Below are 25402 nucleotides of genomic sequence, written 5' to 3'. Positions count from 1 at the left end.
TCAATAAGGTTCAGCCGCAGAGCACTGCGGCGCGTACCGGGTCGATGCTCACCAGCGTTGCCAGCAACGCCTCCATTCGCTTGGCCAGCGCGGGCTTGTCGGCGTCGTTGCGCTGCGACTTGATACGCAGCAGCTTGAGCAGGCGCGCCTTGACCTCGAAGGCCAGCGCCGGCTCCCAGGCCGCCAGCGCTTGCTGCTGCGCCGTGGCCTCCAGCTCGCCCAGCAGATGCACGGCCAGATCGCCCTTGCCGTGCTGCTCGGCCACCCGCGCCATCAACAGGCGCAGCAGCCAGCGCTGGCGACCGGTCTGGGCTTCGGGGCGGGCCATCAGCCAGGCCAATGCAGGGTCCACGCCGTGGCTGTCCGCCTGGGCCAGGGCTTCACCCTCCAGCGCCAGGATCTCGTCATCGGCGCTACCGGGTGCCGGCGCTGCAGTGACTAGCCAAGGCTCGGCCTGATTGCCACTGACGTGCTGGCTGATCCACTCGCGGGTGGTGGGGTCGGCGAACGGCGTGCCGTCGCTCCAGCACAGGGTTTCCAGGCCCGGCAGCCGTTCAAGGAACATGCCCAAGTCCCGTTTGACGATATCGGCCCAAGCGTTTTGCGGCGCGGTGTGCTTGCACAGGGCCTGGTACAGGTACCACTGCAGGTCGAGCCAGAAATGATTCACGCCTTCGGCATAGGCGCGCTCGACCTGATCGAGCAGTTCGCTCCAACTCTGTTGCAGGTAGAGCCGCTTGAGCTGAGCCCGGTATTCGCTGCGCGGGGGCGCCAGCCGGGTCATGCCCTCCCCTTCATAAGGCGGCACCTGGTGCAGCGTGTCCCAGCGCAGGCTCTTCATCAGCCGGTGCGCCGCCAGCCAGCCCAGGGGTTGATCACGCAGGTAGCCGGCCAGGAGCCGGCCGCCGTCCAGCAAGTCACGACCGGAGCGGATCGCCGATACCGGGGGCGCGGCCGAGCCTTGGCGAGCACTGTTCTGTGGGACCAGCGCCTGCACGCCACCCGATTGCGTCAACCGGGCAGACAGCGCGGTGTAGAGCGCACCCAGTTGCGGGCGCTGATCCTGCGGCCAGGCTTCAACGCCTTGGGCAAGCCAGGCCAGCGCCGCCACCGTGCGTTCGGCTTCGCCCTTGACCACCTGCGGATGCAGCGACAGGCTGTCCAGCACCTTGCTGCTGGCCAGCCATTCCAGGGCCGCCTTGCGGCTGTTGGGGCGCAGGGGCAGTATCTGCTCGGCGTAGCGCTCCACTAGCACCGCGAGCAGGTTCAAGCCATCGGCCAAGCCTGCCTCGCCGTCCTTGTGCAGGCGTGCCCAGATGTAATAGGTGACCACGCGCAAATCCTTGCAGGTGTGGGTGAGCAGCTTTTCTGCCAACTGCAGTACCTGCCCCGCATCCGCCCCGGAGAGCTTGTTGACCTCTTCGCGCATGCGCTGGAAATCATCGTCGTAGCCAGGGTCCTCCCCGACCGGGGAATCGGCCTTGATGGGCGCCAGCCATGCCTCTGGGCAGTGCGGTTGCTGGCGAGCCAGCGCCAGTGCATCCCGTTCGCCCAGGCAACTGGTGATCAAACTGTTCAGGCTCATTCAAGCCTCCTGGTCGGCTAGAAAGATTTGCGTCGGCAACTTGAACCCGCGCAAGGCCAGCAGCGTCATCGGCCCTGCGCCCAGTTCGGTGCGCAGATGCCAGGTCAGGTCCAGGCCATCGGGTGCCTTGAGCACCATGCGGTAGCGGCTGTCGCCGTCGTCCAGGGCCGTCAGTTGGGCGTGTTCCAGCAGCCGGATCAGGCCCCACGTGCCGGGGTAGTCTCCGAACAGACGCACGCCGGTGTGCACGCTGGTCCAGGTCAGGTGGGTGCCGGGGCGTTCGCTGTAGCCCGGCCAGCTAAAGCGCTGCCAGCTTTCCCGCTGGTTGAAGTAGTGATGTTCCTGGCCATTGAGGGTGAAGTGGGTGTCCACCACGTCGCGCACCGCCTTGCCGCGCAGCTCGAAGCTCAAGCCCAGGCCACCGTCGGTGTAGAGCACGTCGGCCAGCTGGCTGAGCTGGTTGATCGCCGCCAGAAACTCGGGGTTCAGGCGCAGGCCCTGGCCCTGCCGGGAATCGGCCACCCACTGGCTGCCCTCCTTGCGCAGTACGCCGCCCAACTGGCGTTGCAAAAACTGTTCGATGCGCCCGGAGTCGGCGCGGATCATTTGCCCCAGCATCGGCAGCGAGGCGTCGCTGTCGGTGGCCGCGAAGGGATAGCGGCTGGCAAAGGCACTGTGCCAGTCGCTGACGATCGCGCGCTGCCACTGGCGGTTGAGGCTCGCCGCCGAGGGCGCCAGCACTTGTTGCCAGGCCTGCTCGAGCGGTCGCACGAAAAGGGTCTGGCCCAGCGCGCCCCATTCCCCGCCCAGGCTCGCGGCGATCAACTGGCCGTAGGCCTGGGTGTCGGTCAGCGCCTGGCGCTGGCCTTGGAAGACGCTCTGGGCCAAGGCCTGGATCATCGCTTGCGGGTCGGCGGCGCTGCTCACCTGCTGCAGGTTCAGGCGCACGCGGGTCACCTGGGTGAGAAAGGCTTGCAGGTTCAGGCGCTCGTCATGGTTCTGGCCCTCGGCAGCGGGCGCCAGCAATGCCAGCAGCGGGCCGAAGGTGTTGTCCAGCGGGCTGTTCGGTTCGGCGATGTCAGTGTCACGGCCGATCAGTTGCTGGGCCGATTGCAGCAGTGAATCGGCCAATGCTGGGGTGCGGCTGCCCGCCTGACCCTGATAGGCCAGGGTGTTGATCAGGGCGAGCAGTGGCGACTGGCGCGCATCGCTCATCAGGGTCAACTGGTCGATCACCTCGCCCAGGCTGTCGGCCGGCCGCCAGCGCAGGCTGTTCAGGGCCTTGAGCCAGGCACCGCTGTAATCGTCGAAGTAACGTTCGGTCAGGCGCTGGCGCAGCTGTTCGGGGCTCAGCTCGGCGGTCAGCTCGGTCGGTTGGTCACTGAGCACCCAGTCGATCTGCTCGCGGCGGGCCTGGGCGATGGCCTCGATGGCCGGGCGCACCTGGCCTTCCCAGGCCTGGCGGGTGAACACCCCAGGCACCTGGACGGTGGCGGAGAACAGCGAACGGGCCGGGCTGTCGCCCACCCATTGCGCCAGGCCCAGCGCCGGGTGCTGATCGGCGGCGCTGGCGAGCACCTGCTGGTACAGGCTGGCTTCGGCGTTGCGCTGGCCCCATTGGCCGAGTAGCCGTTGCCGGGCTTGGGCGATCAGGGTCGGGTCGGCGTCGATGCGCCACGTTGGGTGCGCGGCCAGTTGTTCGGCATAGAACTGCCCGAGTCTGTACGACAAGTCGCTGCGTTCGGGGCGCAGGTCGCTGAGCACCTGGGTCAGAAAGGCGGCGTCGGTTTTCTCCGGGCGCGCCATCATCAGGTAGGCCTTGAGCAGGTCATAGGCTTCATCGGCGCGGCGGGCACGCTCGGGGCTGCCCGCAGGCAGCCTGACCCAGGCCGTGAGACGCTGCTGCAGCCGCTCGACAGCCGGGTCGCGCAGCAGGCGGTGATTAGCCTCGACATAGGGCGGCCACATCGCGGCCAGCAGCGCATCGTTCTGGCTCAGGCCCAAACGCAAGCGCCAGGGCACGCCCTGTTCGGCGTAGTGCTGCAGGCGATCAAGCGTTGGGATCAGCTCGTACAACGCCAGCCGCTGCTCATCGCCGGGCGGCGCCTGCTCCAGCGCCGCCAAGGCCTGCTGTACCTGCAGGATCTGCTCGCGGTTGCCGACAAACGACAGCAGCAAGCCCATCCCCCAGGCCAGCGCCAGTACCAGCATCAGCGCATGGCCCAGGCGCGGCGCGCTCCAGCCCAGGCGCCGGGGCCGTGCCGCGTTGCTCGCGACCACGCCTTGCCAGGCGGGGTCTTTGAGCCAGAAGTTGGCCAGCCCGGTCTTGTCGTGCTGCACCATCGGCAAGCTGAACCACAACCCGCGCAGCGGCAGCCCTCCGGCAAAGCCCTTCCACCAGGGCGCCAGGGCCTGCCGCCAGCGGGCGATGCCTTCGACGCGCAAATCCTGCGACAGGCGCAGCAGGAAGTCATGGGTGATCTCCCCGCTGATCTGCTGCCAGCCTTGTTGGCGCAAGGGTTCCAGCAGGCTGTGCAGGCGGCTTTCCAGCCCCTGCGCGGTCAGCCTGCGCGGCAGGTGGCAGCCCACCGCTTGAGTGGTGCGCTCGGCCTGGGACCACTGACTGTGGCAGACCTGCCACAGGTGCAGCGGCAACTGCCAATGCAGCTCATCGGCCAACTGCTGCAAGCGCCGCACGCCAGCAGTCAGGGAACCGGCGTCGGCACTCTGGGTCGGGCTCAGCGCCCAGACCACGCCGTCGAGCCCGCGCCAACGGGTGAGCGTGCGCCATTGGGCGATTCGTGCTGCGTCTATTTCGGTCCGCACGCTGCCGCCCCAGAGCAGCACCGTGCCCTCGCCCATCTGCCAGTGTTGGGTGGCGAGGTCGGGGGCGATGGCTTCGATTTGGTCGGGTTCGCCGACGATGACGAGCAGGCGGAAGTGGCGGCGCCAGAGGCGACCGTAGTGAGCGCGCAGGGAGGTTTTCATCGCAGGGATGCTTCGGGCTGCCTGGACTTCGGCGGGCTCAGGCAGGACGGCGGGTGCGGGTTGGCGTTTATCGTTCGGCTCGATCGAGTGGTGAAGGGATTGTCCGAATTGACGGATCAGTGAGCGACCCAACAGGAGGACAAACGATATGCAACAGGTGATGATCACTATCGCGAGTAACTGTTGATCCCTCCCTAAAACCGTTTCTATCCACTCAGGATAAAGCCACCTCGCCACTGCGAGTAAGCCGCCAGCCAGTAAAATCAAGGCGGCCAACCTTCCTGCCTTTACAACACGTCGAAACGACATTTCAGATTCCTATTCCGATAGCGGGTGAGCAGGTGTCAAAACCGTGGTCCAAAGCCCCGCCTGGGCGGCGCTGTCCCCGCTGATAACGAATTGCGGCCCGGCGCCGACTTGGATCGATTGTGTTGCGGCAGCGAACGCCAGCCAGGGAGAGGTGGGGCCTGGATGACCCAGCAAAGCGTCCAAGTTGCACAGTCCTTCAGCGTCCTTGCGCACGCACAGCTCTGCTTGTAGCTCAGTCACCACTGCAGCGTCGCGGTCGGGATCGATACCTACTCGCCAAATGCGTTCGATGGACGGTGCCTGCAATGGCACCCAATCCAGGGCCTGGCGTATGCTGTCGCGCAGATGCTCCGGTGTCGCTTCCCGCTCTGGCTCAGGCCGATGGAGATAGGCCAACGGTGACAGCACGGTTTGGGTCAGGCGATTGCCCAACAGCAAACCGACAACTGCTTCTGCCGTGCCTCCGTGATCGACTGGCGCAAACTGCACAGCCACCACCAACAACAACGCCTGATCCGCAATGCGTTGGTCCAGCCAGTGGTCCACCGCAGCCAACCCACTGAACTCGACGGGCGTCGTCGATTGACGGATTCCAGACTGCGCCCAGGCGTGCTGCCACACACGGCGTAACCGGTGCTCTGGCAAGCCGCTATCGGTTTCCAGCAAAATCGCCAACGGCTTATCCTCAGGCAACTGCGACAAGGTGCGCGCCAAGTCGCCGAGCACCTTGGTTAGAGCGCCTAACAACACCTGCTTGGGGTCTTCATCGCCCTCATCCGGCAGTCGACTATGACGCGATACCAGTCCATCCAGTCTTGAAGGCTGGTTTTTCAGGGCCGCCAGTTGCACAGCCGCCAGCGGCTCCGGCAGAGCGGTGTGCAGGCTCACACTCAACACCTGTTGAGAACGACGCCCCCAGCCCATTCGACGGACCCGATCAGCCTCGCGAGCTTCATCCCAACCCTCTGCCGCGCCTTGCTGTGCGAAATAAAAAATCGCACGGCAGAAAAACAACAAGCCCCCACCCAGTAGCGGTAGCCCCAAAGCAGCCTTCCAGAATTCCATGGACTGAGGCGGCATCATCGGTTCGCTGAACAGCCATGCCTTTCCTATTCCCAGCAACAGCAAAAGCCCCAGCAGACCTAGCCAAAACCATGGACGTGGGCGCGTAGGTCGCGGCGCGGGCGGCGCGACTTGATCCAGTCTGACCGGCATGGCTAGTTCGCCCTTGCGTCAGGCAAAGAAGAAATCAAGGCGCAGCCACACGCGCAGAGATGCCCGGCAAAAGCGACCGGCACGCCGTTGTCGTTGAACACTGGGTGCCCTTCAGCGATAACCGTCTCACCATGACCGGGTAGCGGGCACTTCACCGCATCCCCTTGGCGGGCGACACCGAGACCCTCGAATTGCAACGTGGACGAACCTGAAAGGACGATGCCGCCACCGGTGGTCAAGTCGCCAATACGAATGATGCCGTTCATGTTTCACTCCTTGTTTAAAATCACATCGAATGTCTATTGGGTTGCATCAGGGTTAGCCAAACTATCCAGCGGTAAAAATTGGTTGTCGCGCCAGCTATATCGCGTTGAACTCAGTGGACGATCAAGCAAGTCAACTTTCTCAAACCAGTCAATCGAAAAACCTTCGGCATTCCACTGCACTGAAGAAAAGTCGAAATCTTGTGTGTGTACCCCAGTGTTCTGGCTCGCCATGGATACGGTGTGCAAACAACTACTGACCTGTACTCGGAGCTGCTCACTCAACGCGGACCCTGCCACTTTATAAACGTGCAGCCAGATCTCACTGCCTGCCCCACAAAAGCCTTCTGGCTTTCCGGGGTTGGAAGGTGAGACCTGGAAAACAGAAATATACAGACCGCCTTTAACCTTATGTTTATCGGCATCATAAAAGACACCCTTCACTTCGTCAGGCACTGCCAGGCGATACACACTGCCGCCCACCATTCCTATAGACACCCGCCCCGCTTTACTTTCAGCCCATTGCATTGCAAGCCCGGCAACCGCATGGTTTGCCGCGACAGATAACAGCGCCATAAAAAGCAGGATTAGCCTCGAGTTATTGTCCAAGCACATGGTCTGCATAGCACACTCCTGTGTATCTCCACGGATGATCATCCGACTGGCCTTTACTGCCTTTTTTATAGGTAGCCTTATCTCGCTCCCTCAATTGCGACTCGGTCTGATCCTTGTTCTTTTCGTTGAGCGTCGACCAACCAATGTTGCCGGTGTTGGAATCGCAAAGCAGGTTCTTTTTCCTGACCCAGGACGACGACGCGCTGTCCCACTCATGGTAGGAACCCCCGTTCCAGCGGCTGAACACCTCATGCTGCAACTGGCTCTCGGTGTACGTCCTGCCCGCTTGCCCCAGGTATTTTTTAGCGGCGCGCACTTTTTCTTTATAAATGGAACTGCCCGCCAGAATATTGGCCTTCCAGTGCCAGGCCTGTTCGTAAGAGGGTGCAGGGTTGGTCATTTGAGTGATGCCATAACCTTTATCGAACGCCACGATCGGTTCGCCATCGAGTTCAATGAAGTGCTGGCAGCGGGTTTCTTGCTCCAGTAATTTCTCGAAACCCGTCATATCGTCCAGGCTGGCGACATAAGTCGCCACGCTATCGGCGCTCGGATTCTGGCCTTTTATCAATACGGTTCTTTTCAGCGTCTGCTGACCGACTACCACCTCAACCGTAAGTTTGCCGCCCAGCACCTGGCCAAAAAAATCAACCGTCCACTTCTTTTCGCTGCTGACAAACGTCCCGGACGACTCGAACGTTTGCAACACTGCGTCTTTTCTCTCACGCTCACTCAGACCACTGGCTTTAGCCGACCATTCAATACTCCACGACCATTGATGTTCACCCACGACATCGGTTTTGAACTCAAATACCATGACCGGCAGTTCAGCGTCCTGCGTGATCTTATATACCTCGTTGTCTGCGGGTGAAAGCCAGGCATGATTTCTGCCACCCGACATCAACTTGCTTGTACTTTGCTCCGAATGACTCGTATGCCCAGCTTGCTTTGTTTTTTGCATGATAGTGCTGCCTCTACAAATGCATCAGTGGGATTACTGGTTTCTACCAAGTGCTATAAGGAATCCCATGCTCGTCGATGTAGGCTTTGTTCTCGGGCTCGATGGGTACATATCGTCCGTTAGTCCGGCCCTTGTACGGGCCCAGCGGCTCGATCTCAGCCTGGAAACGGCCGACTTCCCGGTAACCTAGGCAGGCGACCCCCACCCACACCTTGACGATTCCGCCAGGAGCCAAGCCAAGGGTGATTCTGTTTCGATAAAGCGTTACTTCTGCCTGATCAAATGAGCAGAACACGCGCTCTGGCCTGACCATCTCATCGCGCACCCACTGCGGGATCCTGATACCGATCTTGTAAGTCTGCGGTTCCGCCAGCGATTGCCAGCGCACGAACAGCTGCAGTGGCAAGTCAACATTGTTTATTGGCTTGGATTTACCGCCGCCCTTGTGCCAACCCTGCGGTTTTCCGGTGTAGCTGGCCACACCACCAAACACATGGAAAAACGCCAAGCCGCGCTGGTCCAGCACATCAACGCTCTCGACCCAGACTTCCATGTGCTGTGGTGCGGCCAGACCGACGTACCAGCTGGGGTACGGCAGCTTGGACGGCTTTGGTCCACTGGCGCAGGCCGTCATGCTGAATAACAGCGCAAACAGCACTGTCAGGCGCGTCATTGTGGATAGTCCTTCTGCGGCTGGTTGGGGTACACGTTGCGCTTGGCGTCGTCGGTCGGCTTGTTGACCATCAGGCCTTTGCTTGGCGTCCAGTGGGCGGAGCGATGGATATAGCGCCCCAGCACGAGACTGCCGTCACCGGTCAGGCCTTTGCGCTTTGCTGGAGCTCGCTTACCAAGTGCCATAAGGAATTCCATGCTCGTCGATGTAGGCTTTGTTCTCGGGCTCGATAGGTACATATCGTCCCTCAGTCCGGCCCTTGTACGGGCCCAGCGGCTCGATCTCAGCCTGGAAACGGCCGACTTCCTTGAATGGCAAACATGGGCCGCCCACCCACACCTTGACGATGCCGCCCGGCGCCAGCCCTAAGGTGATCGCGCGTCGGTAGTCGTCCGTCCACTCCTGTGGACCAGGGCAGAACACCCGCACCGGCTTGATCATCTCGTCGCGCACCCACTGCGGGATCCTGATGCCGATCTTGTAGGTCTGCGGTTCCGCCAGCGATTGCCAGCGCACGAACAGCTGTAGCGGCAAGTCAACATTGTTTATTGGCTTGGATTTTCCGCCGCCCTTGTGCCAACCCTCCGGCTTGCGGGTATAACCCGCTACTCCGCCATGCACTCGAAAGAACGCCAAGCCGCGCTGGTCGAGTACATCAACACTCTCGACCCAGACTTCCATGTGCCGAGGCGCCGCCAAGCCCACATACCAACTGGGGTACGGCAGCTTGGGCGGCCTTGGCCCGCTGGCGCAGGCGGTCAAGCTGAACAGCAAGCCGAGCAGCACCGTCAGGGGCATCATTGCGGGTAGTCCTGCTGCGGTTGGTTGGGGTAGACATTGCGCTTGGCGTTGTGCGTTGGCTTGTTGACCATCAGGCCTTTGCTTGGCGTCCAGTGGGCAGAGCGATGAATATAGCGGCCCAGCAGCAGGAGCTCCTGGTCCAGGTCCAGGCTGACCTCTTGGCCCGCCAGTACCTGCTCCAGAATCCGTTCGGCAATAGGTTGCAGCTCTTCCGGTAGCGCCCAATCGGGGCGTTCGTCCAAGCTTTTAAACGGCACACCGTGCCGCACTGCCAATTCACGCATCACCCGCAAGGCAACCAACCCCAACTCGCCGCGTACCGGCCGGTCGAGGATGGTCTCCAGCCAAAACATCTCGTTAATGGGCGGGCGATCCCCCTTCGACACCACTTCGATCGGCGTCACCTTGACTTCGATACTGCCGTCACCGGCCAGACCGCTGGCCCGCAGCCGCTTGGCGTGGCCGTTGGCTTGCTGCCACTCAGACACTCTTTCCAGCGGAGTATTGACGGGCAAGGTCAAGCGACGCGGCTTGCTCAGCCAAAGGCGCTCACGGCTGCGCGGCCGGTAGCCGCCACCGACGTCGGAATGTACGCCGGGCAAGCAAATCTCCCGATGGCCCTTCTGCACGCTGTTGAGGGAAAAGTTGTGGCGATGCTCATCACGGGCCTGCAAATGGAGGATCTGACGCGCACAGCCGGGCGGCAGGTACAGGTTGACGCCGGGGTTGATCTCATCGGCCACGGAGTAATCGCCCTGCACGGGCGCCGCGATGGCCGCGACCGTGTCGAATATGCCGATCAGGTTGAGGCTAATGTCCACCGCGGGGTCGAAGGTGGTCAGCAGGGTAAAGAGGCCGGGCTGCAACAGCTCGGCAAATACCCCGCGCCCTGGCTTGAGCAATTCGTTGACGCAATGGCGTGCGGCAGCGGCGCCGCGACTGAAGCCGAATATGTCGAACTCGACCTTGCGTATGTACACGCCGGGGTTAGTTTGCTGAAAGAAGCTCATCTGCGCTTTGATCAGCTCTGGCGCTTGCCTCACCCGTGCCACCACCCCTGTCTCGCCCTGGCCCCATACCTGACCATAAAGTGAGTCCGTACCACCGCTACGGGTACCGATGCCTTCTATGTAGACCGGCACATAGCCCACCTCCGCCTTGTCCGGCAGCCCATCGGTCGCATGATCGGGATACAGGTCATACAGATGCACCACATTACTCGGCGCATTCCCATAGCTGTTATCTGGCCCGCTCATGAACCCATCGCCATCAAACTCGCCAAAGCCATGCGCCTCGCACAGTTCGACGATGGCCTCCAGTTCGCTCTCTTCGAACAACGCCAGGTCCTCGCGCCGGCACTGGGTGGTCAGCGCGGCATTGGCCTCGTTGTTGCCGGTGCCATCGAAGAACAGCCCCAGACGCAGGACGATGCCCACCGGCAGTTCTTCTTCCTCTTCCTCCTCCTCGTAGTCGTACACCACCGACAGCGCTTCTGACTTGACCGTCCTGACCCGTTCGGTAAAGCCCTGGCTGTCGGTGATGCCCTTCCAGACCTGGCCCGACTCGGAGGTGATCCGGTAGCGCACCCCGGGCATCACGGTTTCGCCGTCGCTTTCGAAGATGTGGTACTGCTGGGTGAATTCCCGCGGCGGGTCGATGGCGGCGGGCAGCGTCGGCAGTTCGACCGGATCCGGGGCCTTGACCCTGAAGTAGTCGAAGTACGGCGCCTTGATGTTGTAGTCGCCCAGGGTGCCCGCTTCGATCTTGCATTGGTCGAGGGTGAAGTAGCTGCCACCGCCGTTGAGGGTGATCTTTTTCTTCGCCGTGATGAAGATTTCGTCTTCAGTACTGGTGATGTGCAGACCCTTGCGCGCCAGCAGTTCCAGGGTGTCGTTCTGGGCCTGGACGCTGACCGGGCCTTGGTTGGCGACCAGTTTGATCCCCAGCTTGCGGACGAACAGGTTCAGGCCCTGGCCAACGCCCATGAACAGGCGCTTGGCGATGCTGAAGTCGGCCTGGCCACCGGCGTTGAGCATCAGGTTGTCTTCGGCGGCCAGTTGCAGGTGTTCGCCGCTGCTCAGGGCAATGCCTTTCGGCGCGCTGAGCAGCAGCACCGAGGCCTTGAGTTGTTCCAGTTCCTGGCGCAGCAATTTGACCTGCGCGGCTACGTCGGCAGGTTCAACACCCGTAGCCTGGGCATCGACCGAGAGCTCCTGCAACTGTTCGCAGGCCTGTTGCAGGCGGCTGATCGGCGCGCTCATGTCCAGCTGTTGGCCCTGGGCCTTGGGCTGTGCCTCAGCGCTGATCAGCAGGCCTTTGCCAGCCCGTATCGCCCCATGACTGTCGGTGCGCAGCTCAAAGCCCACGCCCCGCGGCTTGCGCTCGCCATCCACCAGATGCCCGAGGTTCAACTGGCTCTTGCCACCCTGCTCGGTACTGAGCTTGATGTGCTCCTGCCCCCGCGTATCGTCCAGGCGCAGCTTGTTGTTGGCCGGGGTGCGCAGCACGTTGCGTTTGTAGTTGTACAGCGCGACATGGTCGGGGTTGTTGCTGTCATGCAAGGCATGGGCGATATAGGGCCGATCCGGGTCGCCCTGCTCGAAAGCCACCGCCACTTCGGTGCCCGCCAGCAATGGCAGGTGCAGGCCGTAGGTGTCACCGGCGTAGGGCCGGGCCAGGCGCAGCCAGCAGCTGGCCCGGCCGGCGGGCCATTCGTCGCGGTCGAAGAGAAACTGCACCCGGTAGCGACCATGGATGTCGATGTCGGCGTACGGGTCGGTTTTTTGCGGGTTGGTGACCCGCGCGGGCACGGTGCCGGCGATGCTCGGCTTGGGCAGCAGCGGCGGACGGTAGCAGAGGTTGTTGGCGGGAAAGTACGGGATGGCCTCGAAGTGGCTGATAAAGCTGCGGTCGCGGGCGGCGCAGGGTTTCAGGTGGGTGATGACTACGCGCTCGGCAAAGGCCTGCGGCACGTTGTTGCCGGTCAGCTTGAGTACCTGGCCCGGCGCCAGGCTCGGGCTGTTGCTGACGCCCTTGAGCACGGTCTGGCTGTTGAGGTAGCGCTGGTGGCGCAGGCGCGCGTAAAAGTAGCCGCTTTCGCATTGCACCTTGTGGTCAAAGTCGTAGCGGTCGCCCAGTTCGGTGTAGGGCTCGGCGTAGTGGTAGGCCTCGCCGTAGGTGGTCTTGGCGCCGCGGGTCTGGTCGATTTCACCGTCCAGGAAGGCCTTGGCGTTGCGCGGGTCGTAGCTGCGGATGTTGATGTGTTTTTCCACCACCCGGTGCTCGGCCTGCAGCTGCCAGGCGGCGACCTTGGCGTGGCTGTCCAGGCCGGTCGGCGGGCCGTGGGGCAGCTCGATGCCGTACTGGTAGTGGGCCTGGCTGTCGTGGAACTCGACCACCTCGATGCCCAGCCGGTCGTCGCTGGTGAAGCGATACCAGAGGCCGACCTCGGCCAATAGTCGATCAATAAAGGCCAGGTCGCTTTCGCCGTACTGCATGACCTGGGCACGCCGCGGGTACTCGCGCTTGAGGTTGACGTAGAAGTCCTGGCCGAGAAAACCGTGGCGGCTGCGCAGGATGTGTTCGACGATCTGCGGCACCGACTTGTCCTGGTAAATACGGTACTGCTGGCCCCGCTCGAGCCGGGCCAGGCGCGGCTGCAGGGTCACTTCGTAGCGGGCTTCGTCCTTGGAGGCGGACAGGCGCTTGAAGGCGGTGATTACGCCGTGGAAGGTGCGCAGCGGCCCCACGACTGGGGACTTGGGAATATAGCGGCTGGGTTTAACAAGGCGCTCATGCAGGGTGAAGGTGGCGCGCTTGTTGAGGATCTGTTCCAGCGGCAGGTCCTGCACGGTGCAGGTGAATTCGATGTGGTAGCTGAAGGGCTGGCTGAGGCGTTCTTCGCCATGGAAGGCGAGCACGTCGAAGGTGGCGTCCTGGCGGTAGATCTTGAGGGTGTGGCGGCTGTGGTTGAAGAACAGGCGCGGTGGGCTGGCCATTTTCAACGCTCCTTGTGTCGGGAGTCGTCAGTAGAAATGGGAATGGCATCGCGAATAAAGAGGACGATTCCGAAAGATTTCTGGAAATTTCCTAGGAATTTTCTGCGGGTATCTACATCTTGATTGTGCGGATGGCAGCATTGGGGGAGGGACAGTAGCAGGACGGATTCCAGACTGCGTCCAGGCGTGTTGCCATACTCGGCGTAACCGATGTTCTGGGCGCGATCTGAGCTGCGTCGATGTCGGTTCGCACGCTGCCGCCCAAGAGCAGCACCGTGCCCTCGCCCATCTGCCAGTGTTGGGTGGCGAGGCCGGGGGCGATGGCTTCGATTTGATCGGGTTCGCCGACGATGAGGAGTAGGCGGAAGTGGCGGCGCCACAACAGGCCATAGTACTGACGCAAATGATCCACCATCACGACTGGGGGCTTTGGCTCACTGTCATCGGTTTCAATGACGGTCGGCAGCTCATGGCCTATACCCACCAGCTTGCGAATGCCGTGCTGCACAATGCTCCAGCTCAATAACGTTACGCTCAGCAACGCGGCCCAGCACAACAGCCCCATGAACAGCGCATCCAGCGCAGCAACAGGTCTGCCGGTTAACCACCACCAGACGCCACCCACCGCGCCGACTACAACAGCCAGGACAGCAGCCAGTAACAGTGCCGTTTGTAGGGCAGAAATTTTCTGAGAATCAGTTGTTTGTGTCATCGGGTTCTACGATTCCAAAGGCCACGGTGTGATGGGGGTCGTTCGCCAGCCATGCGCACGGTGCGCCGTGATGCTCGACGCAACAGGCGGCCAGGGTTTGCGCGACCATGGATTCCAGATTGGCCAGTGCGCCAAAGTGGGCGTCCTGAATCTGCTGGCGAATGTTCCAACCAGTCGCCGAAAGGTCGGCCGCCGTGGCTTGGGAGAACAACACGCAGTGCTCAGGGGGAGCCAGCTGTTCGCTCTGTTGCAGCGCTCGCTCAGCGACTGTGGCGAACGGCTCGGTGTCGGCCGCCCACCCCTGCAAGCGGGAAATCCGCGGGCCACCTTGACGGCCCAGCAACCAGAGCACGGCCGCTTCACCGGCCGGCAAGTGATGGGCTGGATCGGCGGGGGATGACTGACAACCGGCGCATAGAATGCGAGCGTCCTGCTTGGCGGCGTGCAGTCGATCGATGATCGCATCCAGGCTGTTGATGCCTAGCCAGGGTTCGGGTTGTTCGGGCAGAACCACATGCGGGCAATGCTCGGCCATGTGTTCGGCAAAGGCTTGCCAGGCCTGCTGGGAGCCCTGCCAATAACAACGCAGCGGCTGCAGGCTGGCAGTGTCCTTGCGTTGTAACTGCCATTGCATGGCCAGCAACCTTGCCAGCTCCCGCTCCCGATCCATTGGCAGTGATGCCGATATCCGCGACATACGAATCGCGGGCCCATCTGGTTCTATCTGGCTGGGAGGGCTGGGGTGATCCGGGCTCAACAACGCGTGTCGATGCGCAGCCTCGCTACACGCCGGCCCCACCAATACAGACTCGAGCAGCGCGACTTTCTGGCGCTGGCGTGCCCACCAGGCTTGTTGCACCTGGTGAGTAGCCTCGGCGTAACACTGGGCGTTGTGTCGGTTAAGGCGAAACCACAACACGCGCAGCATCAATGCCAGCGTCCAGAGCAGCAGCACCGCGACCATGCTGGCAGCGATCCATTGGGTGTCGACCTGGGAGCCCACCAGCACACTGGCACTGCTCGTCACGGCCAACAGCACCACGCCACTGGCCCGCCAAGACGAGTAAGCCGGTGCAGGCACCCGTGGATAGGGTAAGAACTCAGGCGCCCTGTTCATGACTCAACCTGCGTGTCCGGCATCGAACTGACGAGAGTGCAACCGCAGCGGCAGCGATGCCCATCCAAGGCCACCGGGCGACCTTCGATCTGCATCAGGCTGCTGCCTTGGACGATCTCATTCAGGCCATGCAGATTGCATCGCACCGCATCGCCCTGTGTCGCCATGGGCAGTCCGTGGCACAGGGAATGCCCTTGCAGCACTTCCCCACCGAACTCGCGCAATGTGTCGCCTTGACGAACGACGGCTTTCATAACGATACCTCCCGCCATGGGGCGTTTTTCAGAGTGGGCATGATTGGGGCTCCGGCAGATGCAGAGGGGTTTTGATGGGGTATTCGGGGCTGCCGTAGGCGTGGCAAGAGGTGGTGACCTGGAGGTCATCGCATGGCAGGAAGTGCACGGTGATGCCGCAGACTTTTTGGTGAGTGTAGTCGGGCACTGGTACAACCTTGCTATGCCGCCGCGTTTGCGCATCCACTCTTTCAACCCAAGACAAATACTTCGGCCAGTCGGCATAACCAGGAAAATCATCGGAATAAGCAATACCGGTTTCCCAGTCGATACGTACCGTCATTCCCGACTGCCATTTGGCAGGTGCGATATAGCAACAACCTCCACCTCCGCCCTGATAAGGCCCAATGATGTCGATGCCTGAACGGCCATCGACACTGAAACGGTTGATGGCCCAGTGGGTGTGGTTGATACCTTCGATAGTGCCGGCCTGAACCTCGTGAGCCAGCATCACACCCATCACTCCGCAGGCCAGTGTCAGTGTCTGCCTGGATCGGCAGCGATTTGAGGACTCACCCTTAAACATCGCTCACCTCATTCATCTGGGCGTAATAGGCTTCCCAGTGCGCGGCGATCGCTTGTTGAGACTCGGCAAAGTACCGGGCATCCATTACTCGCGGCTGGACCGCATAGGCGGGATCGGTGTCTGGCAAGGCCATGCCGGCCATCAGCGTCGAGGCCTGGCTATCGCTGAACAGCGCCAGCGTCCTGCGGTCGGCCTTGCCGAAGAACACCATGCGCTCACAGAAATAACTGCCCCAGGGTTCCCGCCCTGCCGCAACCGAGACCTGCCAGTACGTGCCATTGAGGGCGGTGTGGAGAAACCAGGCGCGGGAGTCATGGACCTGATCATCGAACAGGGCTCGCAATAATCCTTCCGGTGCGCTGGCATTGCGGCTTTCATCGACGTTGCCGCGGTTGGTCTGGTCGGTGTGGTTGCGCTCGCGCGGCGGCGGCGGGAATAGCAAGGTAACCTTGGGCTGGGCGGCGGCCTTCATGCGCTGGCGTTCAGCGCGGGTGTCGGCGCTGGCCTGATAGGCAATCATGGCTGGGACGTAGAGCCACCTCACGCGGCGCAGAAGGGTCAGGTAGGGATCGCTGTCGAGGTCGCGGTAGATTCCGGCGAACTCTTCGGCGGCTTCGCGCAGTTGGGTTTGTGCGATGTCGGGCTCGAAATCCGGGAGGCTGGGTTCCAGTGGATACTCGGGCTGGTAGGCGCGTTGAAGGGCACGCTGGAGGTCACGGCGTTTCTGGATGGCGGCCTGTTTTTTATGGTGTTCGGCCTCCGCGAGCTGGCGGGCCTTGGGGTCCGCGTGAGTGTCGCTGGCTTGCAGGTAGAAAGAGGTATTTTTCAGGCTGGCGAAGCCATAGCGCTCAATGCGCCAGGCGGTGAGCCAGTCCATCTGGTTGCGCATGGCCTGTTCCAGGCGGACGTTGGCGGGTAACGGTTGGTAGCGTTCGGATTGTTCGCGAGGCAATGGTTCGGCAGCAGGAGGTAAACCTAGAGTTACTTGGCGCCAAGCATTGAAACGATTGATCAAACTTGGGGAAATCGCAAACGCTTTTTCCAGATCAACTTCCATTGCGCGCCACAGCTCATAACGCAAATCTACTGGCAAGATATCTTTCGATACCTTCAATGGCGCGCCGTGAGCAAAAGCATCGCTATACAGGTCATGCAGTGCAATCTGAGACATCAGCAAGCCGTCACCCACTCTAGGGTCTTGGCTGTAAGCTTTACCCTGATCCCCCGGCGGATACCCGCCCCCCTGATCCGAATGCACACCCGGGTAAATCACCTCGACACTGTTGGCCGGATACTCCCCGCTCTCGCGCCGTATCGACTCCGAAGGAAAGCTCAGCCGCTGCTCATGGCTGGCGACGATATGCAGGCAGCGCTTGAGCAGATTGCCACTGGGCAGTTCCTGACTACCGTCGCCCCAACCCATATGGCCGTTCGCTCCCGGCGCCAGGTCAGCAATCCCCACCGACACCACCGTGTCCAACAGCCCTAGGTATTCCACACTGATCGGCAGTTTCAAATCACCCAGCACCAGGCACGGCGTTGCTTCCGTGGGAGACAACAGCCGATTCAGCCAGTTAACAAAAGCTCGCGCCGCTGCCGCTCCCCGGGAGAATCCGTAGACGTACAGGCGAATCCCCAGCAATTTTGGATGGCCGGGAAATGGCTGGTTCAGAGCAATGCTCAACGGCTTCTGCAAGTCCCACAGTTGTTTGCGCATTTCGATGGCACGGTTGCTATGCCCCATCGCCCATTCCGTCCCCGCCAAGGTGCCCATGGCATCGACAGCGGTTCGCAGCGCCCGGTCATCCAGTCTGGGCTGCTTCAACGCACGGCGCAGGGCGTCAATGATCATCAACAGCGCCCAATTGATCCGTTTTTCACCCCCGCGGGCAAAGGCCAGGCCATCGCCGCTGTAATCGAGATCGTCCAACTCCGCGAACGGCGTTCCGACGCCGGGCAGGTAGTACTTGTAGTACTCACCATTGCCGTCGACATCAGTCAGGCCACGCGCCTTGCTGCCGTTGTGCGCCGTACCCCCTGCATGGCCTTCGCCGATGCTGGCGCGAAACATCCGGGCGATATTGGTCGGATGCGGAGTTTCGGACTCGTAGAGGTCATGGTTCAGGTTATTGCCGGTGCCATCGAAGCACAGGCTGATGTGCAAGGTCTTGGTACAGGGGTGCAGCACACGAGAGCCGGCCGCCAGGCACAAGCCATCGTGATAGTCCTCCGCTAGCTGGCGCTGTTTTTGAATATTTTGGTAAACCTGGACGTCACTGCTGGGCAAGCGACCCTCAAGCGGGAACTGTGGTGGGTACCACACGGTGGCATGGTTTATTTCGGACATGATTGCGGCTCCGGCAAATGCAGAGGGGTTTTGATGGGGTATTCGGGACTGCCGTAGGTATGGCAGGAGGTGGTGACTTGAAGGTCGTCACAAGGCAGGAAATGCACGGTAATGCCGCAGACTTTTTGGCCGCTGTAGTCTGGAACCTCGGCCACTTTGCTAAGTTTTCGCTTTTGCCCATCGATGTATTTTTCCCAAGCCAAGTACTTGGCCCAGTCGCGGGTTCCTGGAAATCCTAGTGAACTACCAACCCCTGTTTCCCAATCCACACGCACTGTCATCCCCGGATGCCATTTGGCAGGCGCCCTATAGCAGCACCCACCCCCTCCCCCTTGATAAGGCCCGATGATGTCGATGCCCGAACGACCATCGACACTGAATCGGTCGATAGCCCAGTGGGTGTGGTTGATGCCTTCAATGGTGCCGGCCTGAGCAAGCAAGGTGCCCCCCAGCCCCATCACCACAACGACGAGGCCAATGACTCCCGAAGGCCTGGTCACGCGCTTCATTTTCTTTCTGTGCAAGGTCGGCGTGCTCATGCGATGCGCAACCTTTCGAGGACAAAGGCCTTACGTTCAGCAACCGATGTCAGCCCAGTTTCAGAGGCGTCCAGCATGCCGGCGTAACAAGCTTGAAATCGCTGCTCGATGCCCCACTGAGTCGGGAAGGCCGCTTTAAGGTTGCCCATCGCCACCGTGGCATCACTGACACAACTGAGGATTTTCAGTTGACTGTCGCTGAGCTCCACTGGGCTGAAGCACTCGGGCTTTTCCGGCATATCCGGGGAGCCCGGCAGTTGCTGCGCAGCGCCATCACGATCGAGCCAGCTCCAAAGTACAGCCGGCCGCAACCAAGGTTGCTGCTGCTCGGGTTGCAACACATCGCTGAACAGGAGCGGAAACACTCGTGGGTCGTAGTAACGAAACAGCATCAAATTGCCGCCATTGCTCGCTTCCAGGCATTGCCCCAGATGGCCAGCCAATGCCTCGAAGCGCCAAGCGCTGATCAATACCAGTAAAATCGAGTGGGTTTCAAACTCACGGATCAAGCCGCTGAGCCAGTGCCGCTGCAGCGGATTGTTCAGGTCCACGCGGACTAGTAGAGGGGCAATATCTTTCAGGCCAGCTTCTGGCAGATCGTCGAATAATGAACACCAGCGCAGGGGTGGGTGGACATCGAGAACACTGGGGATCAGAGAATTCTGGCAACCGGTCTGATCGATGATGAGGTCCAGGTACGGGATATCGACATTTTTGCAAGCTGCTTCCAGCAATTTGAGCCAGCTTTCAGATTGAGCGTTTTTCATAGTTGAACCTCTCTAAGCAATGCGCCAGCAGAGATCTTCCTGGCTGTCTTCATACATTCCTTGCACACCGCACTCGGCAGTTCCGGCAGCGCAAACGTCTCCCCTCCCGGCGCGGTGAGCCGGTGGCGCCCTTTGACGCTCACCACCCCAGGGCTATGAATATCAATCGCCCCGTTCGGCTGGATGCGGATGTACCCACCCCCACACCCCAGGGTGATGCCGTTCTTGGCCGTCATGTGCAGTTGCCCCTGCACTGACTGCACGGTGATGTCCTGCTGGGCGATCAGGTTGAGCACATCGTCATGGGCTTCGATGGCCAGAGGGCCTTGGCCTGCGACCAGGCGCATGCCCTGTTGCTGGGCCAACAGTGAAATGCCGTGGCTGGCATGGGCGGTCAGGTGCTGGGCGGCGGCCAGGTTGAGGTCGGTCTGGCTCTGCACGTGCAGTGCGGTGCCGCTGGCCAGCAACAGGCTGGCCGGTGTCACCGCGCCGATGCCCTTCGGGGCGTTGAGCAGGATGGCCGGGGCGTTCAGGTCGTTGGCGTCGGTTTGCAATTGGCGCAAGCCTTCGCTGGCGGGCGGGCGACTGTGGTGGGCCGAGGCGATCTCCTGGGCGTCGGCCAGTTGCGCCATGGCGTCCTGGATCAGGCCACTGGCGCGGTCCATGGCCAGGGTCGAGCCCGAGGCCTTGCCCTGTTCATCGGCGCTGATCAACAAGCCCTTGCCGGCCCGTATCGCGCCATGGCTATCAGTGCGCAGCTCAAAGCCCACCCCCCGCGGCTTGCGCTCACCATCCACCAGATGCCCGAGGTTCAACTGGCTCTTGCCCCCCTGCTCGGTACTGAGCTTGATGTGCTCCTGCCCCCTCGTATCGTCCAGGCGCAGTTTGTTGTTGGCCGGGGTGCGCAGCACGTTGCGTTTGTAGTTGTACAGCGCGACATGGTCGGGGTTGTTGCTGTCGTGCAGAGCATGGGCGATATAAGGCCGGTCGGGATCGCCCTGCTCGAAGGCCACCGCCACTTCGGTGCCCGCCAGCAGCGGCAGGTGCAGCCCGTAGGTGTCGCCAGCGTAGGGCCGGGCCAGACGCAGCCAGCAGCTGGCCCGGCCGGCGGGCCATTCGTCGCGGTCGAAGAGAAACTGCACCCGGTAGCGACCATGGATGTCGATGTCGGCGTACGGGTCGGTTTTTTGCGGGTTGGTGACCCGCGCGGGCACGGTGCCGGCGATGCTCGGCTTGGGCAGCAATGGCGGCCGGTAGCAGAGGTTGTTGGCGGGGAAGTACGGGATCGCCTCGAAGTGGCTGATAAAGCTGCGGTCACGGGCCGCGCAGGGTTTGAGGTGGGTGATGACGATGCGTTCGGCGAAGGCCTGCGGTACGTTGGCGCCGGTCAGCTTGAGCACCTGGCCCGGCGCCAGGCTCGGGCTGTTGCTGAGGCCCTTGAGCACGGTCTGGCTGTTGAGGTAGCGCTGGTGACGCAGCCGCGCGTAGAAGTAGCCGCTTTCGCATTGCACCTGATGGTCGAAGTCGTAGCGGTCGCCCAGTTCGGTGTAGGGCTCGGCGTAGTGGTAGGCCTCGCCGTAGGTGGTCTTGGCGCCACGGGTCTGGTCGATTTCACCGTCCAGGAAGGCCTTGGCGTTGCGTGGGTCGTAGCTGCGGATGTTGATGTATTTTTCCACCACCCGGTGCTCGGCCTGCAGCTGCCAGGCGGCTACTTTGGCATGGCTGTCCAGGCCGGCAGGCAGGCCTTGGGGCAGTTCGATGCCGTACTGGTAGTGGGCCTGGCTGTCGTGGAATTCCACCACCTCGATGCCCAGCCGATCGTCGCTGGTGAAGCGGTACCAAATGCCGATTTCGGCCAGCAGCCGGTCGATGAAGGCCAGGTCGCTTTCGCCGTATTGCATGACCTGCGCGCGCCGCGGGTACTCGCGCGTGAGGTTGACGTAGAAGTCCTGGCCGAGAAAACCGTGGCGGCTGCGCAGGATGTGCTCGACGATCTGCGGCACCGACTTGTCCTGGTAGATGCGGTACTGCTGGCCACGCTCGAGCCGGGCCAGGCGCGGTTGCAGGGTCACTTCGTAGCGGGCTTCGTCCTTGGAGGCGGACAGGCGCTTGAAGGCAGTAATCACCCCGTGAAAAGTACGCAGCGGCCCCACGACTGGGGACTTGGGAATATAGCGGTTGGGTTTAACCGGGCGTTCGTGCAGGGTGAAGGTGGCGCGCTTGTTGAGGATCTGCTCGAGGAGCAGGTCCTGCACGGTGCAGGTGAATTCGATCTGGTAGCTGAAGGGCTGGCTGAGGCGTTCTTCGCCATGGAAGGCGAGCACGTCGAAGGTGGCGTCCTGGCGGTAGATCTTCAGGGTGTGGCGGCTGTGGTTGAAGAACAGGCGAGGAGAATTCGTCATACTCAAGCCCCCTCTTGCTGGCTGAAGTGCAGGCAGATGCCCTCTTCATCGCTGAAGTCCAGGGTCACTTCACGGGTTGTCAGGCCGGCCGCCTGGCGTTGCAGCAGTTGTTGGCTGAGCACCGGCAGGATTTGCTGATCAAGCAGGCTGTCGATGTTGCGCGCGCCGGTGTCGGGCAGCAGGCAGGCCGCTACCAGGGCCTCGGTGAGGCGCTCGTCGAATTGGCACCCTAGGTTGTAATGACGTTGCAGGCGTTGGGCGACCTGCTCGAGCTTGAATGCGACGATGAGCTTGAGCGCACTGGCGGACAGCGGCCGGTAAATCAGAGTCTGGAAGCGGGCCAGCAAGGCCGGCTGGAAATGCTCGCGCAGTATCGGTCGCAGCCACTCGTGCAAGGTGCTGTCGGTGGCGTCCGGTTGTGCCTGAAGGCCGTCCTGGAGCAGGTCGCTGCCAAGGTTCGAGGTCATGAGGATGACCGTGTTGCGAAAGTCGATTTTGCGCCCTTCACCGTCGCGCATGCAGCCGCGGTCAAAGACCTGGTAGAACAGATTGAGCACGTCCCGGTGCGCCTTCTCCACCTCGTCGAGCAGGATCACGCTGTAGGGCCGTTGACGCACCGCCTCAGTGAGTACACCGCCCTGCCCATAGCCGACATAGCCTGGGGGCGAGCCTTTGAGTTGGCTGACGGTGTGGGCTTCCTGGTATTCGGACAGGTTGAGGGTGATCAGCGATTTCTCGCCACCGAACAGGCTGTCGGCCAATGCATGGGCGGTTTCGGTCTTGCCGACACCGCTGCTGCCCACCAACAGGAAAACGCCCAACGGAGCCCGCTCTTCGGTCAGGCCGGTCTTGGCCGCACGCAGCCTTTTCGCCATGGCAGTCAGGGCCGACTCCTGGCCGATCACTCGTGCGCCCAATTGCTGTTCAAGGGTGAGCAGGCTCGTCTGTTCATCCTTGAGCAGGCTGCCCAGGGGGACTCCCGTCCAGTCGGCAATGACCTCGGCCACGCTGCGAGCGCTGACATCGAGCGAGAGCAGTGGCTGGCTGCCTTGAGTCTCACTCAGCTGCCGCTGCAATTGTGTGCAGGCGTCCCTCTGTTCAGGCCCGCCTTGACGCGCCTGGAGCAGTTGCCGGGCCAGGTCGAGCTCGTGCTGATACTGACGCTCCATTTCACCTTGTTGGTGGCGCACTTGCTTCAGATGCCCTGCGATTTCTGCCAGGCGTTCGCGGGCGTTGCTGGCGCCTAGCTGTGCATCGTGTTCCAGCGCCTGGCGTTCCAGCTCCAGTGCCACTTGCCGGGCCTTGAGCCGGACCTGCGCCAAAGGCTCGCAGTCCAGGCTCATTCGGACCCGCGCACTGGCGGTGTCCAGCAGGTCGACGGCCTTGTCCGGCAATTGCCGACCGGTCAGGTAGCGCCGCGACAGACTGACCGCAGCTTGCACGGCGGCGTCGTGGATGTGAACGCCATGGTGGCTGGCGTAGCGCTCCTTGAGACCACGCAGCATCAGGCATGCGTTGGCGTCGTCCGGCTCGTCGACCTTGACGGGTTGAAAGCGTCGTTCAAGCGCGGCATCGCGTTCGAAGTACTGTTTGTATTCGCTCCAGGTGGTGGCGGCGAGGGTGCGCAACTCTCCCCTCGCCAGGGCGGGTTTGAGCAGGTTCGCGGCATCCGCTGCGCCCGCCTGGTTGCCGGCCCCGATCAGGGTATGGGCTTCGTCGATAAACAACAGGACAGGAATGGGCGACTGCTGCACGGCTTCGATGATGTTCTTCAGGCGCTGTTCGAATTCGCCCTTCACCCCCGCTCCCGCCTGCAACAGCCCGAGGTCCAGTGAGCGTACGCTGACCGGCTTGAGACTATCCGGCACCTCACCCTGGGCAATGCGCAAGGCCAGGCCTTCGACCAAGGCCGTTTTGCCGACGCCGGGGTCACCCACCAGGATCGGGTTGTTCTTGCGCCGACGGCCCAGAATATCGATGACCTGGCGAATTTCATCGTCTCGCCCGAACACTGGGTCTATCAGCCCTTCCTTGGCCCTGGCCGTGAGGTCCTGGGTATAGCTGTTGAGCAGGGTCTGCAAGGCCTCCTGGCTACGGGGCCCGGTTGGCACACCTGCCAGCACGGCCTGCGCCGGCTTGCTCGGACGCTCCTCAGAATGGTGATCGAGCGCGGGCATCAGTTGTTGCAACTGGGCTTCGCTAATACCGAGCATTGGCCAGGTGGCATCACAGGCCAACAGACTCGGGGTCTCCAGTAAGGCGCCGAGCAGGTCCGCCGAACGCAACTGGTCGTTGTGGTCATCCAACGAGGCACGCAGCCAGGCGTTCTTGATCAGTTGCTGCAGCCTGCCGCACAACTGCGGTTGGCTGGATATGCTGCGCGGCAGGCTGTCGAGATGGTCAAGCAGGCCACGCCAGAGTCTGTCCATGCCCCAGCCATAGCGGCGGGCGATCAGGGGCAAGTCTCCCTCACCCTGCTCCAGCAATTTGATCAGCCAGTGCTCGATGCTGACCTGGCCGTGGGCGCGTGTCTGGCACAGCGAAGCCGCCGCGCTCAGCGCTTGGGCACAATAAGGGTTGAGGCGACGGAGCAAGCGGGTCGAACTGTGTGCCATGCGAAGCGTCCTTGTTCTGAATTCTCAGTGCGTTGTCGGTCAACGGAATGGGTAGGAGCCGGCTTTAGCCGCGATGAACGCACCGCAAAGCATCAGGCATACCGCGGCGCGTTTATCGCGGCTAAAGCCGGCTCCTACATTGGGACGGTCAGCAGGCGGAGCCCGCCTGCCGACCGTTGTCGTCAAGCGCTGGAGCGCTCATCCCAAGCGTCGGAGTGGGAAAGGTTGCCGTCCTTGTAAGTCCAGGTGATTTTTTCGTAGCGCAGTTCGATCTCTTCCAGGTGGTTGAGCTTCTGCTTGGTGGGGTCCTTCACGTCGTGCATCCTGGGCGCGACCTTGACCACCTTGACGTTCTCCAACAGGGTGTTGAAGTACTCGACTTCTGCGCCGGAATCGTCGATGCGATACCACTTGAACTCGGCGCTCGTGAGGGTCTGGCCGCTGCTCACCGCCTTGTAGAGGTAAGGAGTGGCCGCATCGATTGCCTTGGTAAAGGTGAACGCCTCGTGGACACGGGCGCCGGTCAGTCGGCCGGAGCTGTCGTCGGTCGGGATGTAGAGCTTGTGCTCCTGGGCGACTACTTCGATGCTGCCCTCGCGGCTGTTCACCGTCACCGAGCCCTTGATGTCGGCACCGCCGTCATCCTTGAACCATGCATAAACCGGAATTGCCATGT

Annotated in this window: 20 protein-coding genes; all 20 read right to left on the bottom strand. The window is 61.9% G+C overall.

The annotated features are described in order from the left end of the window. Positions 1–10: 10 nt before the first annotated feature. Entirely contained in the window at positions 11–1585 is a 1575-nt protein-coding gene (gene tssA, locus AC3IX4_RS11040; RefSeq protein WP_489260556.1) for a type VI secretion system protein TssA, read from the bottom strand. Beyond that, the gene (locus AC3IX4_RS11035; protein ID WP_489260555.1) at positions 1586–4573 is read right to left on the bottom strand and encodes an ImcF-related family protein; all 2988 of its coding nucleotides are present in this window, start codon (positions 4571–4573) and stop codon (positions 1586–1588) included. It abuts the gene before it with no gap. Positions 4574–4891: 318 nt separating this feature from the next. After that, complete coding sequence (locus AC3IX4_RS11030; protein WP_489260554.1) at positions 4892–6097, bottom strand: hypothetical protein; 1206 nt, start codon at positions 6095–6097, stop codon at positions 4892–4894. A 2-nt stretch (positions 6098–6099) separates the two neighbouring features. After that, a complete protein-coding gene (locus AC3IX4_RS11025; RefSeq protein ID WP_489260553.1) occupies positions 6100–6363 on the bottom strand; it encodes a PAAR domain-containing protein in 264 nt (87 codons plus the stop codon). A 33-nt stretch (positions 6364–6396) separates the two neighbouring features. Further along, the gene (locus AC3IX4_RS11020; protein ID WP_489260552.1) at positions 6397–6984 is read right to left on the bottom strand and encodes a hypothetical protein; all 588 of its coding nucleotides are present in this window, start codon (positions 6982–6984) and stop codon (positions 6397–6399) included. Next, on the bottom strand, positions 6959–7936 hold the full coding sequence (locus AC3IX4_RS11015; protein ID WP_489260551.1) for a hypothetical protein: 978 nt from the start codon (positions 7934–7936) through the stop codon (positions 6959–6961). The genes AC3IX4_RS11020 and AC3IX4_RS11015 overlap by 26 nt, the downstream gene beginning before the upstream one ends. A 43-nt stretch (positions 7937–7979) precedes the next feature. Then, the gene (locus AC3IX4_RS11010; RefSeq protein WP_489260550.1) at positions 7980–8609 is read right to left on the bottom strand and encodes a DUF2931 family protein; all 630 of its coding nucleotides are present in this window, start codon (positions 8607–8609) and stop codon (positions 7980–7982) included. Further along, positions 8606–8794, bottom strand: a complete 189-nt coding sequence (locus AC3IX4_RS11005; RefSeq protein ID WP_489260549.1) for a hypothetical protein — start codon at positions 8792–8794, stop codon at positions 8606–8608. The genes AC3IX4_RS11010 and AC3IX4_RS11005 overlap by 4 nt, the downstream gene beginning before the upstream one ends. After that, a complete protein-coding gene (locus AC3IX4_RS11000; protein WP_489260548.1) occupies positions 8781–9410 on the bottom strand; it encodes a DUF2931 family protein in 630 nt (209 codons plus the stop codon). Before AC3IX4_RS11000 ends, AC3IX4_RS11005 begins: the two co-directional genes overlap by 14 nt. Then, positions 9407–13408 (bottom strand): type VI secretion system tip protein VgrG, encoded by a 4002-nt coding sequence (gene vgrG, locus AC3IX4_RS10995; protein WP_489260547.1) that lies wholly within the window; start codon positions 13406–13408, stop codon positions 9407–9409. Before vgrG ends, AC3IX4_RS11000 begins: the two co-directional genes overlap by 4 nt. Before the next feature lie 112 nt (positions 13409–13520). After that, the gene (locus AC3IX4_RS10990) at positions 13521–14120 is read right to left on the bottom strand and encodes a hypothetical protein (RefSeq protein WP_489260546.1); all 600 of its coding nucleotides are present in this window, start codon (positions 14118–14120) and stop codon (positions 13521–13523) included. Further along, positions 14104–15237 carry a hypothetical protein gene (locus AC3IX4_RS10985; protein ID WP_489260545.1) on the bottom strand — a complete coding sequence of 378 codons (1134 nt, stop codon included), beginning with the start codon at positions 15235–15237 and terminating at the stop codon, positions 14104–14106. The genes AC3IX4_RS10990 and AC3IX4_RS10985 overlap by 17 nt, the downstream gene beginning before the upstream one ends. Further along, positions 15234–15491 carry a PAAR domain-containing protein gene (locus tag AC3IX4_RS10980; RefSeq protein WP_489260544.1) on the bottom strand — a complete coding sequence of 86 codons (258 nt, stop codon included), beginning with the start codon at positions 15489–15491 and terminating at the stop codon, positions 15234–15236. Before AC3IX4_RS10980 ends, AC3IX4_RS10985 begins: the two co-directional genes overlap by 4 nt. A 28-nt stretch (positions 15492–15519) precedes the next feature. Beyond that, positions 15520–15990 (bottom strand): Tli1a family immunity protein, encoded by a 471-nt coding sequence (gene tli1a / locus AC3IX4_RS10975; RefSeq protein ID WP_489260543.1) that lies wholly within the window; start codon positions 15988–15990, stop codon positions 15520–15522. A gap of 58 nt (positions 15991–16048) precedes the next feature. Beyond that, the gene (locus AC3IX4_RS10970; RefSeq protein ID WP_489260542.1) at positions 16049–18403 is read right to left on the bottom strand and encodes a T6SS phospholipase effector Tle1-like catalytic domain-containing protein; all 2355 of its coding nucleotides are present in this window, start codon (positions 18401–18403) and stop codon (positions 16049–16051) included. After that, positions 18391–18861, bottom strand: a complete 471-nt coding sequence (tli1a, locus tag AC3IX4_RS10965; protein ID WP_489261271.1) for a Tli1a family immunity protein — start codon at positions 18859–18861, stop codon at positions 18391–18393. The genes AC3IX4_RS10970 and tli1a (AC3IX4_RS10965) overlap by 13 nt, the downstream gene beginning before the upstream one ends. A 77-nt stretch (positions 18862–18938) precedes the next feature. Further along, positions 18939–19709: a toxin Tle1 chaperone Tla1 gene (gene tla1 / locus AC3IX4_RS10960; RefSeq protein WP_489260541.1), complete on the bottom strand. Its 771-nt coding sequence runs from the start codon at positions 19707–19709 to the stop codon at positions 18939–18941. Beyond that, complete coding sequence (locus AC3IX4_RS10955; protein ID WP_489260540.1) at positions 19706–22111, bottom strand: type VI secretion system Vgr family protein; 2406 nt, start codon at positions 22109–22111, stop codon at positions 19706–19708. Before AC3IX4_RS10955 ends, tla1 begins: the two co-directional genes overlap by 4 nt. Before the next feature lie 2 nt (positions 22112–22113). Beyond that, positions 22114–24726 carry a type VI secretion system ATPase TssH gene (gene tssH / locus AC3IX4_RS10950; protein ID WP_489260539.1) on the bottom strand — a complete coding sequence of 871 codons (2613 nt, stop codon included), beginning with the start codon at positions 24724–24726 and terminating at the stop codon, positions 22114–22116. A gap of 182 nt (positions 24727–24908) precedes the next feature. After that, positions 24909–25400 carry an Hcp family type VI secretion system effector gene (locus tag AC3IX4_RS10945; RefSeq protein WP_489260538.1) on the bottom strand — a complete coding sequence of 164 codons (492 nt, stop codon included), beginning with the start codon at positions 25398–25400 and terminating at the stop codon, positions 24909–24911. Positions 25401–25402 lie beyond the last annotated feature (2 nt).

The sequence above is a fragment of the Pseudomonas sp. KH_021 genome, assembly GCF_057838865.1.
This window is presented reverse-complemented; position numbering and strand designations above follow the sequence as displayed.